The organism is Streptomyces luteogriseus (genome assembly GCF_014205055.1).
Taxonomy (GTDB): domain Bacteria; phylum Actinomycetota; class Actinomycetes; order Streptomycetales; family Streptomycetaceae; genus Streptomyces; species Streptomyces luteogriseus.
Genome location: NZ_JACHMS010000001.1, coordinates 2,861,309 through 2,879,934, shown reverse-complemented (window position 1 = coordinate 2,879,934; position 18,626 = coordinate 2,861,309). Strand labels below are relative to the sequence as shown.

The window sequence follows — 18,626 nt, the reverse complement described above, 5'->3', positions numbered from 1 at the left end:
ATTACGGAAAGGGCCGGTCAGCAGGGGTGAAAGCCGCACCGGAGTCCCGTCTAAGGGGTCGCGTAGTGGTTGAGGCTAGGGGCCGTCCGATCGGATATTCGGTGTGACCTGCGGCCGCCGCGCCGCATGGAGTGCGCTTCGTAGATTCCGAGCGACGTAAGGGAAACGCATGGCGGGTGGATCCGAGTCAGAGGTCGCTGAATTCGCGGCGCGATCCGCCCAGCCGATTGCGGTGGTCGGAATGGCGTGCCGGCTGCCCGGTGCGGCTGGGCCGGCCGAATTCCGCGCCATTCTGCGAAACGGTACGGATGCCGTCGGCGCCGCCGCACCGGATCGTCCGTACGCACCCCGGCGGGGTGGCTTCCTGGATTCGGTCGACCGTTTCGACGCCGGATTCTTCGGCATCTCACCGCGCGAGGCCGCGGTCATGGACCCGCAGCAGCGGCTGATGCTGGAACTGTGCTGGGAAGCCCTCGAGGACGCCGGCGTCCTGCCCGCCCGCCTCGACGGTGGCAACGCCGGTGTCTTCGTCGGCACCATCGCCGACGACTACGCCGCGCTGTCCCGGGCCTCCGGTGCGGACGCCACCACCCCGGAGACGACCACCGGCCTCAACCGGGGCATGATCGCCAACCGCGTCTCCTACACGCTGGGCCTGCACGGGCCGAGCTTCACGGTCGACTCGGGGCAGTCGTCGTCCCTGGTCGCCGTGCACCTGGCCGCCGAGAGCCTGCGTCGGGGCGAGTGCTCCGTGGCTCTGGCCGGAGGCGTGAACCTCATCCTCGCCGAGGACAGCACGGCCGCCGTGGAACGGTTCGGGGCGCTCTCCCCGGACGGCCGCTGCTACACCTTCGACGCGCGCGCCAACGGCTATGTGCGCGGCGAGGGCGGCGGTGTCGTCGTCCTCAAGCCGCTGGCCGACGCCGTCGCGGACGGCGACGACATCCTGTGCGTGCTGGCCGGCAGTGCGGTGAACAACGACGGCGGCGGCGAGGGGCTCACCGTCCCCGACCGCGAGGGCCAGCAGGCGGTGCTGAGCACCGCGTACGAGCAGGCCGGGATCTCCCCGGACACCGTCGGCTACCTGGAGCTGCACGGCACCGGCACGCCCGCCGGCGACCCCGTGGAGGCCGCTGCCGTCGGCGCCGTGCTCGGCGCGGGCCGCAGTGCCGAACGGCCCCTGCTGGTCGGCTCGGTGAAGACCAACATCGGCCATCTCGAAGGCGCCGCCGGCATCGCGGGCCTCCTCAAGGCCGTGCTGGCCGTACGCCACAGGGAGATCCCCGCCAGCCTCAACCACGCCACCCCGAACCCCGCCATTCCCCTGGAGGAGCTGGGCATCCGGGTGGTCACGGCGCTCGAACCCTGGCCGCGGGAGGCCGGCCCGCTCACCGTGGGCGTGAGCTCCTTCGGCATGGGCGGCACCAACTGCCATGTGGTGCTCACCGAATGGGACGGCGTCGCCCCGGACGCCGGGCCCGGCGTCCGGCCCACCGGCGCACCCGTGCCGCTGCTCGTCACGGGCCGGGACGAGCAGGCGCTGCGCGACCAGGCACACCACCTGCGCCGGCACCTCGACGAACACGGTCCGCTGCGCGTGAAGGACGTCGCCCACACCCTGGCCACCGGCCGCACCGCGTTCGACCACCGTGCCGTGCTGCTCGCCCACGAGCCGCGGGACATGGCCGACGGCCTCGCCCGGCTCGCCGACGGCGCGCCCGGCCCGGACGTGGTGCGCGGCACCGTGACCGGCGGCCTGCTCGCGGTCCTCTTCACCGGGCAGGGCAGCCAGCGTCCCGGCATGACCGCCGGGCTGTACCGGTCGTCGCCGGAGTACGCGGCCGCCCTGGACGAGGTGTGCGCCCACCTGGACCCCCAGCTGCCGGTGCCCCTGCGGGAGGTGCTCTTCGCCGCGGAAGGGTCCGAGCAGGCGGCCCTGCTGGACCGGACCGAGTTCACCCAGCCCGCGCTGTTCGCCGTCGAGGTCGCCCTGTTCCGGCTCGCCGAGCAGTGCGGCCTGACTCCTGGGCTGCTGCTCGGCCACTCCGTCGGCGAACTGGCCGCGGCGCACGTCGCCGGCGTGCTGTCCCTCGCGGACGCGTGCAGGCTCGTCGCGGCGCGCGGCCGTCTGATGCAGGCCCAGCCGACGACCGGGGCGATGGTGTCCGTCCAGGCCACCGAGGAGGAACTGGCGCCGTTCCTCGGTGAGTCGGTGGCCTCGGCCGCGCTGAACGGCCCGGCCTCCACCGTGCTCGCCGGTGACGAGGACGCCGTCCTGGCCGTCGCCGCGCACTGGGCGGCCCAGGGCCGCAAGACCAAGCGGCTGCGCGTCAGCCACGCCTTCCACTCGCCGCACATGGACGGCATGCTCGCTGAGTTCCGCCGGATCGCCGGGGAACTGACCTTCGCGGCACCGCGCATCCCGATCGTGTCGAACGAGACGGGCGCCCTGCTCACCGAGGCCGAGGCGCGCTCGCCGGAGTACTGGGTACGGCACGCCCGCGCCACCGTGCGCTTCCTGGACGGGGTGCGCCTGCTGGAGGAGCAGGGCGCGACCACCTTGCTCGAACTCGGCCCCGACGGCACGCTGTCGTCCCTGGCCCGGGACTGCCTGCTCGGCGCCGAAGCCGTGGCCGTGCCCCTGCTGCGCGGCCGGGACCGGGAGGAGCCGGAGGCGGTTGTCGCCGCGCTGGCCGCCCTGCAGGTCCGCGGTGTGCCGATGCACTGGGAGGAGTTGGCCACCGAGGCCGGTGCCCGGCGGGTGCCGCTTCCCACGTACGCGTTCCAGCGGCGGCGCCACTGGCTGCCCGACACGGCCGCCCCGGCCTCCTCGTCCGCCCCCCGCAGGGGCCCCGGCGGACACCAGCCCCGTCGCGCCGACGAGCCGACGCCACAGCGCGCACCGCGCGGCGACCGTACGACGCTGGAGACCGTCCGGGCGGCCGCGGCACTGGTGCTCGGGCACGACTCCCCGGACGACATCGCCGCACACGCGCCGTTCAAGGAGCTGGGGTTCAGCTCCCTGATGCTGTCCGAGCTCGGCGAGCGGCTCACCGAGGCGACCGGGCGCCGGGTCCCCACCACCCTGCTCTTCGACCATCCGACCCCGGACGCCCTCGCGCGCAGGCTGTCGTCCGACGGCGCCGACCGGCCCGCCGCCCTGCCCTCGGTTCCCCCGGCGGCGCACACCGACGACCCCGTCGTGATCGTGGGCATGGCCTGCCGGCTGCCCGGAGGGGTCCGCTCGCCCGAGGAGTTCTGGCAGTTCGTGTCGGCGGACGGCGACGCCATCTCCCCGTTGCCCGCGGACCGGGGCTGGACCCTCTCCCGGGACTTTCCCGGCGAGGGTGGTTTCCTCGCGGACGCGGCGGGGTTCGACGCGGCGTTCTTCGGGATCTCGCCGCGTGAGGCGCTGGCGATGGACCCGCAGCAGCGGTTGCTGCTGGAGACGTCGTGGGAGGCGCTGGAGCGGGCCGGGGTGGACGCGCTGTCGCTGCGCGGCAGCCGCACCGGCGTCTTCGTCGGCGCCAGCCCCTCCGAGTACGGCCCCAGGCTCCACGAGCCCTCGGAGGCCGACGGGCACGTGCTGACCGGTACGGCGCCCAGTGTGCTGTCCGGTCGGATCGCCTACGTGCTGGGCCTGGAGGGCCCGGCGCTGACGGTGGACACGGCCTGCTCCTCCTCGCTGGTGGCGCTGCATCTGGCGGCGCAGGCACTGCGCAACGGCGAGTGCGACCTGGCCCTCGCGGGCGGTGTCACGGTGATGGCGACCGCGGGCATGTTCGCCGAGTTCGCGCGGCAGGGTGGTCTGGCGCCTGATGGCCGGTGCAAGGCGTTCGCCGACGGTGCGGACGGCACCGGCTGGGGCGAGGGTGTCGGCCTGCTGGCGGTGCAGCGGTTGTCGGACGCGGTGCGTGACGGGCGTCCGGTCCTGGCGGTGGTACGCGGCTCGGCGGTGAATTCCGATGGTGCGTCGAACGGTCTGACGGCGCCGAACGGTCCGTCGCAGCAGCGGGTGATCCGGCAGGCGCTGGCGTCGGCGGGGCTGTCGCCGGCCGATGTGGACGTGGTGGAGGCACACGGCACCGGGACCAGCCTGGGTGACCCGATCGAGGCGCAGGCGCTGCTGGCCACCTACGGTCAGGACCGTGCGGACGGCCGGCCGTTGTATCTCGGGTCGGTGAAGTCGAACATCGGTCATACGCAGGCGGCTGCCGGTGTGGCGGGTGTGATCAAGTCGGTGCTGGCGCTGCGGCACGGGACGCTGCCGAAGACGCTGCACGTGGACGCGCCGTCGCGGGAGGTCGACTGGTCGGCGGGGGCGGTCGAGCTGCTCACCGAGGCCAGGGAGTGGCCGGAGACGGGACGGCCACGCCGGGCGGGTGTGTCGGCGTTCGGGATCAGCGGCACCAACGCCCACGTGATCCTGGAAGAGGTCCCGGAGCAGACGCGTGTCGACGACCGTGCGGAGCGGCCCGCCGGGGTGGTTCCGTGGGTGGTGTCCGGCCGTGGTGAGGACGCGCTGCGTGCGCAGGCCGCACGGCTGCTGGACCGGGTGGCGGGCGACCCCGGCCTCGATCCGCTGGATGTGGGCTGGTCGCTGGCCGGAACGCGTGCGGCGCTGGAACACCGGGTGGTCGTGTCGGGCGCGGATCGGGACGAACTGCTCGCCGGGCTTCGCGCCGTTGCCGAGGGCGTTTCGGCGGCCGGTGTGGTGCGGGGTGTGGCCGGTGACGGTGGGACGGCGTTGCTGTTCACCGGCCAGGGCGCACAACGCCTGGGTATGGGCCGGGAGTTGTATGAGGCGTTCCCGGTGTTCGCGGCCGCCTTCGACGAGGTGTGCGCGCACGTGGACGCCGGGCGGGAGCGGCCTCTGAAGGAGGTCGTCTACGGCGGTGACCCGGCCCTGCTGGAGGGCACGGGGTGGGCGCAGCCGGCGCTGTTCGCGGTGGAAGTGGCCCTCTACCGGCTGCTGGAGGCGTGGGGCGTGCGGCCGGACGTGCTGCTGGGCCACTCGATCGGTGAGCTGGCGGCGGCGCATGTGGCCGGTGTGTGGTCGTTGGAGGATGCCTGCCGGGTGGTGGTGGCGCGGGGCCGGTTGATGCAGGCGCTGCCCGCCGGTGGGGCGATGGTCGCGGTAGAGGCAGCCGAGGACGAGCTGCCGGAGTTGCCGGGCGGGGTCTCTGTGGCGGCGGTGAACGGGCCGCGGTCGCTGGTGCTGTCCGGGGACGAGGAGCCGGTGCTGGAGCTGGCGGCGCGGCTGGCGGGGGAGGGCCGGCGTACCAAGCGGCTGTCGGTGTCGCACGCTTTCCATTCGGCGCGGATGGAGCCGATGCTGGCCGAGTTCGCCGAGGTGCTGGCATCGGTGGAGTTCCGGCCGGCCGCGCTTCCGGTGATCTCCAACCTGACCGGTCAGCCGGCCGGTGCGGAGCTGACCACACCCGAGTACTGGGTGCGCCAGGTCCGCGAGGCCGTCCGCTTCGCCGACTGCGTCACCACCGCGCACGGCCAGGGCATCCGGCGCTACCTCGAACTCGGACCCGACGGCGTCCTGACCTCACTCACCCACGACACCCTGGCCGAGCAGGGCCTCGACGCGGAAGTCGTCGCCGTACCCGCGCTGCGCGGTGACCAGCCCGAGCCCCACGCGCTCCTGACCGCACTCGGCCGGCTGCACGCCACCGGCCTGGACGTGGACTGGGAGGCCTTCTTCGCGCCGTACGGCGCCCGCACGGCCGAGCTGCCCACGTACGCCTTCCAGCACCGCCGCTACTGGATGGAACCCGTCACGCCGTCCTCGGCGCCGGTGGATCCCGTCCGCTACCACGCCGAGTGGGAGATCGTGCCGGACGGCGCCACGCCGTCGCTCGGTGGTGCCTGGGCCGTCGTAGTCCCCGCGGGCGACGACCACGACACCACCGTCCTGCCGGAGGTGACGGCCGCCCTCCGGGAGCACGGTGCGCGGCCCGTGGTGGTCGAAACCGACCCGGCGGGCGCCGACCGTGAAGAGATCGCCGACGCCCTGCGCGCGGCGCTCGGCGAAGAAGAAGTCCGCGGAGTGATGTCGCTGCTCGCCCTGGACAGCGGGCCCGCCGCAACCGCCGTGCTGCTGCAGGCCCTCACCGGGCTCGGCGGCAGCGGCCGGCTCTGGTCGCTGACGCGGGGCGCGGTGTCGGTGGGCCGCACCGACGCGCTCACCGCGCCCGCACAGGCCCAGGTGTGGGGCATGGGCCGGGTCGCGGCACTGGAACACCCCGAGCGCTGGGGCGGCCTCCTCGACCTGCCCGACGTGCTGGACGAGCGGGCGCGGACCCGGCTGGCCGCCGTCCTGGCGGGCGGCACGGGCGAGGACCAGGTGGCGGTGCGGGCGGCGGGGATGTACGCCCGGCGACTGCACCGCGCGGCGCCCCGGACGCCCCTCACCTCCGACGCGGGCACCACGTCCGAACCGGGCGCGGGGGACCGCGGCCGGCGCCCGCACGGCACCGTGCTGGTGACCGGCGGCACCGGCGCCCTGGGCGCGCACATCGCCGACTGGCTCGCCGGGTCCGGAACACGGCACGTGCTGCTCACCAGCCGGCGCGGCCCCGACGCCGAGGGCACCGCCGAACTCACCGCGCGGCTGCGGGAGCTGGGCACCGAGGTGACCGTCGCCGCATGCGACGTGGCCGACCGGGAGGCCCTGGCGGACCTGATCGCCGCACTGCCCGCCGACCGCCCGCTGACCGGAGTGGTGCACGCAGCCGGTGTCCTCGACGACGGGGTCCTCGACTCGCTCACCCCCGACCGGTTCGCCGCGGTCGCCGGACCCAAGGTGACCGGCGCCCGGCACCTGCACGAACTCACCCGCGACCTCGACCTCTCCCTGTTCGTGATGTTCTCGTCCTTCGCCGGCACGGTCGGCCTGGCCGGACAGGGCAACTACGCGGCCGCCAACGCCTACCTGGACGCCCTCGCCGTGCACCGGGCCCAGCTCGGCCTGCCGGCGACGGCCGTGGCCTGGGGCTCCTGGTCCGGCGCGGGCATGGCCGGAGACAGCCGGGTGGCCCGCGACCGGCTGGCGCGCACCGGCCTGGTGCCCCTCGACCCCGCCGCCGCCCTCGCCGCGCTCGACCGGGTCATCGCCGACGGCGAGACCGCCGTCACGGTCGCCGACGTCGACTGGGAGCGGTTCGCCGCCGGGTTCGCCCCCGGCAGGCCGCACCCGCTGCTCACCCGGATCCCCGAGGCGGTACGGGCCCGGCCCCAGGAGACCGGACCGGGCTCCGCCCGCCCGGCGGACCGGCTCGCCGGACTGGCGGGCGACGAACTGCGCCAAGCGCTCGACGACATGGTCGGCGCCGAGGCCGCCGCCGTGCTGGGACTCCCGGCCACCGACCGGGCGCCGGCCGACCGCACCTTCAAGTCCCTCGGCTTCGACTCGCTCATCGGTGTCGAGTTCCGCAACCGGCTCGCCGCCGCACTCGGCACCCGGCTGCCGCCGAGCCTGATCTTCGACCACCCCACGCCGGGCCGGCTCGTGGAGCACCTGGCCGCCGGGCTGGAGAACACCGGCGACCGGCCCGGGGCCGCCGACGCGCGGCCGGCCGCCCGCGCACGCACCCACGACGACCCCGTCGTGATCGTGTCCGCCGCCTGCCGGTTCCCCGGCGGCGTGCGGACCCCGGAGGACCTGTGGCAGCTCGTCCTCGACGGCGGCGACGCGATCGGGCCCTTCCCGGTGGACCGGGGCTGGGACCTCGACGGCCTCTACGACCCCGACCCCAGCACGCCCGGCACCAGCTACGTCCGCGAGGGCGGCTTCCTCACCGGTGTGGCGGACTTCGACGCGGCGTTCTTCGGGATCTCGCCCCGTGAGGCGCTGGCGATGGACCCGCAGCAGCGGCTGCTGCTGGAGACGTCGTGGGAGGCGCTGGAGCGGGCCGGTATCGTCCCGGCTTCCCTGGCCGGCAGCCGGACCGGCGTGTTCGTCGGCTCCAACGGCCAGGACTACGCGACCCTGCCGCACTCCTCCGAGGTCGAGGGGCACGTGCTGACCGGCACGGCCTCCAGTGTGCTCTCCGGCCGTATCGCCTACACCCTGGGGCTCGAAGGACCCGCGCTCACCGTCGACACCGCCTGTTCCTCCGCGCTGGTCGCCCTGCACCTCGCCGTCCAGGCGCTCACCAGCGGTGAATGCGACCTCGCACTCGCCGCCGGCGTGACCGTGATGTCCGGCCCGGACATCTTCGTGGAGTTCTCCCGGCAGCGCGGCCTGTCCGCCGACGGGCGCTGCAAGGCCTTCGGCCCCGACGCGGACGGTACCGGCTGGGCCGAGGGCGTGGGCACCGTCGTCCTGGAGCGGCTCTCCGACGCCCGCCGCCTGGGACACGAGGTGCTGGGTGTGGTGCGCGGCACCGCGGTCAACCAGGACGGTGCCTCCAACGGGCTCAGCGCGCCCAACGGGCCCGCGCAGCAGCGGGTGATCCGTCAGGCGCTGGCCGAGGCCGCCTGTACGCCGTCCGATGTGGACGCGGTGGAGGCGCACGGCACGGGCACGAGGCTCGGCGACCCGATCGAGGCGCAGGCGCTGCTGGCGACGTACGGCCAGGACCGCCCCGCCGGCCGGCCGCTGTACCTCGGCTCCGTCAAGTCGAACATCGGGCACACCCAGGCCGCCGCAGGGCTGGCCGGTGTGCTGAAGACGCTGTTCGCGCTGCGGCACGGGCAGCTCCCGAGGACCCTGCACGCCCCGCGGCCGACCCCGGAGGTCGACTGGTCCGAGGGCGCGGTCGCCCTGCTCACCGAGACCCGGCCGTGGCCCGCCGTCGACCGGCCGCGACGCGCCGGCGTCTCCGCCTTCGGCGTCAGCGGCACCAACGCCCACGTGATCCTGGAGCAGGCGCCCCCGCCTGCCGCCCCCGACCCGGCACCGGCCGTACGGATGCCCGCGCTGGACGGCCCCGTCCAGCCGTGGGTGTTGTCCGCCGCGTCCGGGCAGGCGCTGGCCGAGCTCGCGGACCGGCTGCGCGAGGCGACGCCCGCCGCTGCACCGGCCGACGTCGCACAATCCCTCGTGTCGACCAGGACGATCTGGGCGGAGCGCGCCGTTCTGCTCGCCGACGGCCCTGAGGAGTACACCTCCGCGCTCGCCGCGCTGGCCGGTGGCGAAGGAGACCCGCGGGTGGTGCGCGGCACCGCCGACACCCGCGGCCGGGTCGTCTTCGTCTTCCCCGGCCAGGGCGCGCAGTGGGCCGGCATGGCCGCCCGGCTGTGGGAGTCGTCGCCGGAGTTCGCACGGTGGATGGACCGCTGCGACAAGGTCCTCGCCGACCTGACCGACTGGTCCCTCGCCGACGTCATTCACCAGGCGGACGGCGCGCCCGGACTGGACCGGGTGGACGTGCTCCAGCCGGCATCCTGGGCCGTGAGCGTCTCCCTGGCCGCCCTGTGGCGTTCCTGCGGGGTGGAGCCGGCCGGCGTGGTCGGACACTCGCAGGGCGAGATCGCCGCGGCATGCGTGGCGGGCGCCCTGACGCTGGAGGACGGCGCCGCGCTCGTGACCCTGCGCAGCCGGCTCATCCGCGAGGAGCTGTCCGGCCACGGCGGCATGGTGTCGGTGGCCCTCTCCCCGGCCGACACGGAGGACCGCATCGCCCGCTGGGAGGGCAGGATCTCGCTCGCGGCCCACAACAGCCGCCGCTCCACCGTCGTGGCCGGGGAGCCGGAGGCGCTGGCCGAACTGCTCGACGCCTGCGAGGCGGACGGCGTACGGGCCCGCCGGATCCCCGTCGACTACGCCTCCCACTCGCCCCACGTGGAGCGGATCGAGCGACAGCTGACCGAGAGGGCGGCCGGGATCGTGCCGCGCTCCGCGGAGATCCCCTTCCACTCCACCACGGCCGGCACCAGGATCGACACCGCGGGCCTGGACGCCGGGTACTGGTACCGCAACCTCCGCAGGCCCGTGCTGTTCGGGCCGGTCACCGAGGAACTCCTGGCCCAGGGCCACGACGTGTTCCTGGAGATGAGTCCGCACCCCGTGCTCGTGCCGGCCGTGCAGGACTCCGCCGACGCGCTCACGGCGACGGCCGTGGCGGTGGGCAGCCTGCGCCGGGACGACGGCGGCCCGGAGCGCTTCCTGCTCTCGCTGGCCGAGGCCTTCGTCCGCGGCGCCCCCGTGGACTGGGCGGCCGTGTTGGGCGGCACCGGCACCGTCACCCGCCCGGTCGAGCTGCCCACCTACCCCTTCCAGCGCACGCGGTTCTGGCCCGAGCCCGTCCCACCGGCCACCGCGCCCGGTGGCGAGGACGACGCACCGCTGTGGCAGGCCGTGGAGCGAGGCGACCTGGACGCCGTGGCGGCCGAACTGGCCCTGCAGGACGGCGAGGCGCTGCGTGACCTGGTACCCGCGCTGTCCGGCTGGCGCCGGCGCCGCAAGGACTCCGAGACTCTCGACACCTGGCGCTACCGCGTCACCTGGGCGCCGGTGCCCCCGTCCGCACCGGCCGCTCCCGCCGGTGACTGGCTGCTGGTGACCGACGACCCCGATGCGGCGGTCACCCGATGGGTGAGCGCGGCCCTCGGCGAGGGTGCCGCCACCGTGGTCCGGCCGGCCGACGTGCCCGCCCGGTCGCGTACGCCGCAGGACACCGCCTGGACGGGCGTCGTGTCCCTGCTCGGCCTCACCGACCGCCCGCACCCCCGCCACCCCGCTCTGCCCACGGGGGTGGCCGACACCGTGGCCCTGCTGACCGCGCTGCGCGAGGCCGGCGTCGAGGCACCCCTGTGGTGCCTGACCAGCGGCGCCGTCGGCACCGGCGGCTCCGACCAGGTCACGGCACCGCGGCAGGCCCAGCTCTGGGGGCTGGGCCGGGTGGCCGGCCTGGAGACCCCCGCCACCTGGGGCGGACTCGTCGACCTGCCCGCCGAACCCGACGAGCGCACCGCCGCCCAACTGCGGGCCGTGCTCGCCGCCGACGGGACCGAGCAGGAGTACGCCCTGCGACCCGCCGGAGCGTATGTACGCCGACTGGTCCGCGCTCCCCTGGCGGGCGCGGCGGCGCCGCGTTCCTGGCGTCCCCGGCACGACGGCACCGTCGTCGTCACCGGCGGCACCGGAGCGCTGGGCGCCCGGGTGGCCCGCTGGCTCGCCCACGCGGGCGCCGGGCACCTGCTGCTGACCAGCCGGCGCGGACCGGCCGCCGACGGCGCCGCCGAACTCGCCGACGAGCTGCGTGCGCTGGGCACCGAGGTGACGGTCGCCGCCTGCGACGTCGCCGACCGCGCCCAACTCGCCGAGGCGCTGGCGGCCGTACCCGAGGCGTTCCCGGTCAGCGCCGTGATCCACACCGCGGGGGTGAGCCGCGACGCCCCGCTCACCGGGACCACCCTCGCCGAGCTGGCGGACGTCGTCGCCGCCAAGGCCGTCGGCGCCCGCAACCTGGACGAGCTGCTGGCCGGCCACGACCTCGACGCCTTCGTGCTGTTCTCCTCCGGCGCCGCGATCTGGGGCAGCGCGGGCCAGGGCGGCTACGCCGCGGCCAACGCGTACGCCGACGCGCTGGCGGCCGACCGGCGCAGGCGCGGGCTCGTCGCCACGTCGGTGGCCTGGGGCAGCTGGGCCGGCGGCGGCATGGTCGACGACGACCTCGCACGCGAACTGATCCGCCGCGGCGTCCGTTCGATGGACCCCGAGCGTGCGATCGCCGCACTCCAGCAGGCGCTCGACCACGACGAGACCGCGCTGACGGTCACGGACATGGACTGGGCCCGCTTCGCCCAGACGTTCACCGCGGCCCGCCCGCGGCCCCTGATCGACGGCATCCCGGAGGCCGCCCCCGCCGCCCCGGCCGAGCCGGCCGCCGATGTGCCCGCCCTGGCCGCACGGCTGGCGGACCTGCCCGACGGCGAGCGCGACCGGGAACTGCTGGACCTGGTCAAGACCGCCGCGGCGCTCGCCCTCGGGCACAGCGGCACCGAGTCCATCACTCCGTCGAAGCCGTTCAAGGAACTGGGCTTCGACTCGCTGACCGCAGTCGACCTGCGCAACCGACTGATGGCGGCCACCGGGCTGCGGCTGCCCGCCACGCTCGTCTTCGACCACCCCACGCCCCGAGCGGCCGCCGAATCGCTGCGGACCCTGCTGTTCGGCTCGGGCACGCCCGCCCAGACGGCCACACCGGCTCCCACCGCGCCCGCCCAACCGGCGGCCGAGGACCCGGTCGTCGTCGTGGCGATGGCCTGCCGGTACCCCGGCGGAACGACGACACCCGAGAAGTTCTGGGACCTGGTCGCCGCGGGCGACGACGGGATCGGAGGCTTCCCCACCGACCGCGGCTGGGAAGTCGCCCCCGACGCCGCCTTCTCCCGGACCGGCGGTTTCCTCGCGGACGCGGTGGGATTCGACGCGGCGTTCTTCGGGATCTCGCCGCGTGAGGCGCTGGCGATGGACCCGCAGCAGCGGTTGCTGCTGGAGACGTCGTGGGAGGCGCTGGAGCGGGCCGGGGTGGACGCGCTGTCGCTGCGCGGCAGCCGCACCGGCGTCTTCGTCGGCGCCGGCTCGCACGACTACAGCACCCTGGTCACATCCCTGGAAGGAGGCCAGGACTACGCCCTCACCGGCGCCGTCGGCAGTGTGCTGTCCGGTCGGATCGCCTACGTGCTGGGCCTGGAGGGCCCGGCGCTGACGGTGGACACGGCCTGCTCCTCCTCGCTGGTGGCGCTGCATCTGGCGGCGCAGGCACTGCGCAACGGCGAGTGCGACCTGGCCCTCGCGGGCGGCGTCGCCGTGATGGCGACGCCCGACGCCTTCGATGCCTTCGCGCGGCAGGGTGGTCTGGCGCCCGATGGCCGGTGCAAGGCGTTCGCCGACGGTGCGGACGGCACCGGCTGGGGCGAGGGCGTCGGCGTACTGGTTCTCTCCCGACTGTCCGAGGCACGCCGGCACGGTCGCACCGTGCTGGCGGTGGTGCGGGGTTCGGCGGTGAATTCCGATGGTGCGTCGAACGGTCTGACGGCGCCGAACGGTCCGTCGCAGCAGCGGGTGATCCGGCAGGCGCTGGCGTCGGCGGGGCTGTCGCCGGCCGATGTGGACGTGGTGGAGGCACACGGCACCGGGACCAGTCTGGGTGACCCGATCGAGGCGCAGGCGCTGCTGGCCACCTACGGTCAGGACCGTGCGGACGGCCGGCCGTTGTATCTCGGGTCGGTGAAGTCGAACATCGGTCATACGCAGGCGGCTGCCGGTGTGGCGGGTGTGATCAAGTCGGTGCTGGCGCTGCGGCACGGGACGCTGCCGAAGACGCTGCACGTGGACGCGCCGTCGCGGGAGGTCGACTGGTCGGCGGGGGCGGTCGAGCTGCTCACCGAGGCCAGGGAGTGGCCGGAGACGGGACGGCCACGCCGGGCGGGTGTGTCGGCGTTCGGGATCAGCGGCACCAACGCCCACGTGATCCTGGAAGAGGTCCCGGAGCAGACGCGTGTCGACGACCGTGCGGAGCGGCCCGCCGGGGTGGTTCCGTGGGTGGTGTCCGGCCGTGGTGAGGACGCGCTGCGTGCGCAGGCCGCACGGCTGCTGGACCGGGTGGCGGGCGACCCCGGCCTCGATCCGCTGGATGTGGGCTGGTCGCTGGCCGGAACGCGTGCGGCGCTGGAACACCGGGTGGTCGTGTCGGGCGCGGATCGGGACGAACTGCTCGCCGGGCTTCGCGCCGTTGCCGAGGGCGTTTCGGCGGCCGGTGTGGTGCGGGGTGTGGCCGGTGACGGTGGGACGGCGTTGCTGTTCACCGGCCAGGGCGCACAACGCCTGGGTATGGGCCGGGAGTTGTATGAGGCGTTCCCGGTGTTCGCGGCGGCCTTCGATGAGGTGTGTGGGCAGCTGGATGTGCTGTTGGAGCGGCCGTTGAAGGAGGTCGTTTTCGGCGGTGACGAGGCGGTGCTGCGGCGGACGGAGTGGGCGCAGCCGGCGTTGTTCGCTTTGGAGGTGGCGCTGTTCCGGTTGGTCTGTTCGTGGGGTGTGCGGGCGGATGTGCTGGTGGGTCATTCCATCGGTGAGTTGGCGGCGGCGCATGTGGCCGGTGTGTGGTCGTTGGAGGATGCCTGCCGGGTGGTGGTGGCGCGGGGCCGGTTGATGCAGGCGCTGCCTTCTGGTGGGGCGATGGTCGCGGTGGAGGCGGCCGAGGACGAGCTGGGTGTGTTGCCGGGTGGGGTGTCGGTGGCGGCGGTGAACGGGCCGCGGTCGCTGGTGCTGTCGGGGGACGAGGAGCCGGTGCTGGAGGTGGCGGCGCGGCTGGCGGGGGAGGGTCGGCGTACGAAGCGGCTGTCGGTGTCGCACGCTTTCCATTCGGCGCGGATGGAGCCGATGCTGGCCGAGTTCGAGCGGGTTCTGGCGTCGGTGGAGTTCCGTGCTGCGCGGGTGCCGGTGGTGTCGAATCTGACGGGTGAGGTGGCTGGTGCGGAGCTGACGACGCCCGGGTACTGGGTGCGTCAGGTGCGTGAGGCGGTGCGTTTCGCGGACTGTGTCGGCACGGCGCTGGGCCGGGGTGTGGAGACGTTTTTGGAGCTGGGGCCGTCGGGTCCGTTGACCGCGATGGTGGAGGAGGTCCTCGACCAGGCCGGTGCCGGGGCCGTGTGCGTCCCCGCCCTGCACCCCGAACGCCCCGAGGACGCCGCACTGCTGCACGCCCTGGCGACCGTCTTCACCACGGGTGCCACGGTCGACTGGACGGCACCGCTCGCCGGTACGGGAGCCCGTACGGTGGAACTGCCCACCTACGCCTTCCAGCACAAGCGGTACTGGCCGCAGCCGGCCGGCGTGGCCGCCCGGGACCTGTCCGCGGCCGGACTGGCCGAGGCCGGGCACCCGCTGCTGACCGCCTGGCTCCCCTCGCCCGCGGGTGAGGAAGTGCTGTGCACCGGCCGCGTCTCCCTCGCCACGCATCCCTGGCTGGGCGACCACACGGTGCTGGGCACCGTACTCGTTCCCGGCACCGCGTTCGTGGACCTCGCGTGCTGGGCGGGAGACCGCATCGGATGCGGCGCGCTGCGGGAACTGACCCTCGCCACGCCGCTGACCCTCGCCGAGGACGCGGCGGTGCGGCTGCGCCTGGTGCTCGGCGCGCCCGACGACACCGGATGCCGCTCGGTCGCGGTCTACTCGCAGCCGGACGGCGAGGACGAGACGACGGACTGGACCCGGCACGCCGAGGGCCTGCTGGCACCGTCCGGCGACGCGTCCGTCCTGCCACCCACGGACCTCGAGGCCTGGCCGGTGACGGGCGCCGAGCCCATCCCCCTGGACGGGTTCTACGACGAGCTCGCCGACGCGGGCTTCACCTACGGTCCGGTCTTCCGCGGGCTGCGAGCAGCCTGGCGGCGCGACGGCGAGGTCTTCGCCGAGGTGAGCCTGCCCGCGGGCGAGACCGGCGGCTTCGGCGTCCATCCCGCGCTGCTCGACGCCGCCCTGCACGCGCTCGGGCCGGCCGCGCAGGCCACTGACGAGCCTGGCTCGGCCCGGCTGCCGTTCTCCTGGCGCGACATACGGGTGCACGCGGTCGGCGCGGACCTGCTGAGAGTGCGTCTGGTGCGTACCGAGGACGGCACCGTCACCCTGCACGGTGCCGACGCCGCGGGCCGCCCCGTGGTCACCGTCGGCTCGCTGGTCCTGCGCCCGCTCTCGCCCGAGCGGCTGCGCGCCGCCGCCCCGGCGTCCGGCGATGCGCTCTTCAGCACCCGGTGGGTGCCGCTGGACGGCGCCGACGGCACCGTGGGTCCCCCCGCCGACTGCGTCCTGCTCGGCGACCCGCTGGACGGCGCATGGCGGCACCATCCCCACCTCGACGCGTTCGCCGAGGCCCTCGCGGACGGCAAGGAGGAGCCGGGCACGGTGCTCGCCCGCTGCCCGAACGACGCCGCGGACGGCGGCGACCCCGCAGAAGCGGCCCGGCGCTGCGCCCAGTGGGCACTCGACCTGCTCCAGCGGTGGCTGGACGACGACCGGCTGACGGACTGCCACCTCGTGATCGGCACCCTCCACGCGGTGACCACCGGCGCCGAGGACGAGGCCGCCACCGGGACGGCGGACCTTGTCGGGCTCGCCCAGTCCACGGTGCTCGGCCTGGTCCGCTCGGCCCAGACCGAGAACCCCGGCCGTATCACCCTGGCCGACTTCGACGGCACCGCGCCCGACCCGGCGCACCTCGCCCTGGCCGTACGGCAGGCGGAGCCGGAGGTGGCCGTACGCTCGGGCACGCTGTACGCCCGCAGGCTCACCCGTCCGGACACCGGCCGGGCCCTGGCCGTGCCGCCCGGACCGGGCCCGTGGCGGCTGGACAGCACCGGCCGCGGCACCCTGGACAACCTGGCGTTGGTCCCGCACCCCGAGGCCGGGCACCCCCTGGCCGAGGGCATGGTGCGCATCGCCGTTCGGGCCGCCGGGATGAACTTCCGGGACGTCCTGATCGCACTGGACATGTACCCCGGCCGCGCCGACCTGGGCACCGAGTGCGCCGGAGTCGTCATCGAGACCGGGCCCGGTGTCAGCGAACTGGCCCCGGGAGACCGGGTGATGGGCATGGTGGCCGGGGCCTTCGCGCCCACCGCCGTCGCCGACCGCCGGTACCTGACGCGGATCCCGGACGGCTGGTCCTACGAGACGGCGGCCGCCACCCCGGTCGCCTTCCTGACCGCCTACTACGGCCTGATCGACCTGGCCCGGCTCGGCGCCGGGGAGTCGGTGCTCGTGCACGCCGCCGCCGGCGGGGTCGGCATGGCCGCCGTCCAGCTGGCCCGGCACCTGGGCGCCGAGGTGTACGGCACCGCGAGCGAACCGAAGTGGGGCACGCTGCTCGACGGCGGGCTGGACCGCGCGCACATCGCCTCCTCACGGACGACCGCCTTCGCCGACACGGTGCTTGCGGCCACCGGGGACGCCGGCGTGGACGTGGTCCTGAACTCGCTCGCGGGCGAGTTCGCCGACGCCTCGCTGCGCACCCTGGCGCGGGGCGGCCGGTTCATCGAGATGGGCAAGACCGACCTGCGCGACCCCGAGCGGATCGCCGCCGAGCACCCCGGGGTCCGTTACCGGTCGTTCGACCTGGGCGAGGCAGGTGCGGACCGCATCGCCGAGATCCTCGCCCACCTCGCCGAGCTCTTCGCGTCCGGTGTGCTCACCCCGCTGCCCGTGACCGTCTGGGACATCCGGGACGCCCCGGCCGCCTTCCGCGCGCTCAGCCAGGCCACGCTCACCGGCAAGGCCGTGCTGACCGTCCCCGCCACCTCCTTCGAGGCCGGTGAGACGGTGCTGATCACGGGCGGCACCGGAACACTGGGCACCCTGCTCGCCCGGCACCTGGTGACCGAGCACGGACTGCGCCACGTCACCCTGGCCGGACGCCGCGGCGACGACACCGAGGAGATACGGCAGCTGCGCGACGAGGTGGCCGGAGCCGGCGCACGGATCGACGTGGTGGCCTGCGACGCGGGGGACGAGGACGCCCTGCGGCACGTGCTGGACACCCTCACGGCCGAGCGGCGCCTCGCGGGGGTCGTGCACGCCGCCGGCGTCACCGACGACGGGGTCGTGTCCGCCCTGGACCACGGGCGGCTGTCCGCCGTCCTCCACCCGAAGGTCCACGGCGCGTGGAATCTGCACCGGCTCACCGCACACCTGCGGCCTCGGATGTTCGTCCTGTTCTCCTCCGCCTCGGCCACCCTGGGCGCGGCCGGACAGGGCAACTACGCCGCCGCGAACGCCTTCCTCGACGCACTCGCCGAGCACCGCCACACCCTGGGACTGCCCGCCACCAGCCTCGCCTGGGGCCTGTGGGAGCAGGCCAGCGGGATGACCGGGCGGCTGCAGGACCGCGACCGGCAGCGGATGAGCCGGTCCGGCATCGCACCGCTCAGCTCGGCACACGGCCTCGAGCTGTTCGACATCGCACGGCTCACCGGCCTGGCCGCACTCACCCCGGCACGCCTGGACCTGGCCGGGCTGCGCGCACGATACGCACACGAGCCGGTCCCCGCGGTCCTGCGGGAACTCGTCCGCATCCGGCCGTCCGCGGCCCCGGACGCGACGACCCCGGCAGCGGCACCGTCCGGACCCACGACGCTGGCCGAGCGGCTGGCGGGACTGTCCGCCGCGGAGCAGCAGCGGCACGTCCTGGACCTGGTGCGCCGGCACACCGCCGCCGTACTGGGCCATGGCTCGGCCGACGAGATCGACCCCGACCAGGCGTTCAAATCCCTCGGGTTCGACTCGCTCACGGCGGTCGAACTGCGCAACCACCTGCGCACGGCGACCTCCCTGGCCGTCCCCGCGACGCTTGTCTTCGACCACCCGACACCGGCAGTGCTCGCCGCGCACCTCCTGGAACTGGCAGCGCCGCCGGAGCAGGACCCGGCCCTGCGGGTCATGGGCGAACTCGACCGGCTCGAAGCGGGCGTGGAGGCGATGGCCTCCGGCGACCCCGGGCACCACGAGGAGGTCGTCACGCGGCTGCGCCGCATCCTGCGACACCTGGAGACGAGCCCGGCGGCCGCCGACGCCGGCGCGGAGGAAAGCTCCCTCGAAACCGCCTCGGCGGCGGAAGTCCTCGCCTTCATCGACAGCGAATTCGGCGATCTCGCCTGATACACGTACGGAG

General features: G+C 74.8%; 1 protein-coding gene. It reads left to right on the top strand.

Annotated elements, in window-relative coordinates; genetic code table 11:
* Positions 1–169: 169 nt before the first annotated feature.
* A complete protein-coding gene (locus BJ965_RS39290; RefSeq protein ID WP_281402924.1) occupies positions 170–18,613 on the top strand; it encodes a type I polyketide synthase in 18,444 nt (6,147 codons plus the stop codon).
* Positions 18,614–18,626 lie beyond the last annotated feature (13 nt).

Bases quoted from the DNA above. Each gene is read 5' to 3' on its own strand.
- BJ965_RS39290 (WP_281402924.1), top strand. From the start codon at position 170: ATGGCGGGTGGATCCGAGTCAGAGGTCGCTGAATTCGCGGCGCGATCC.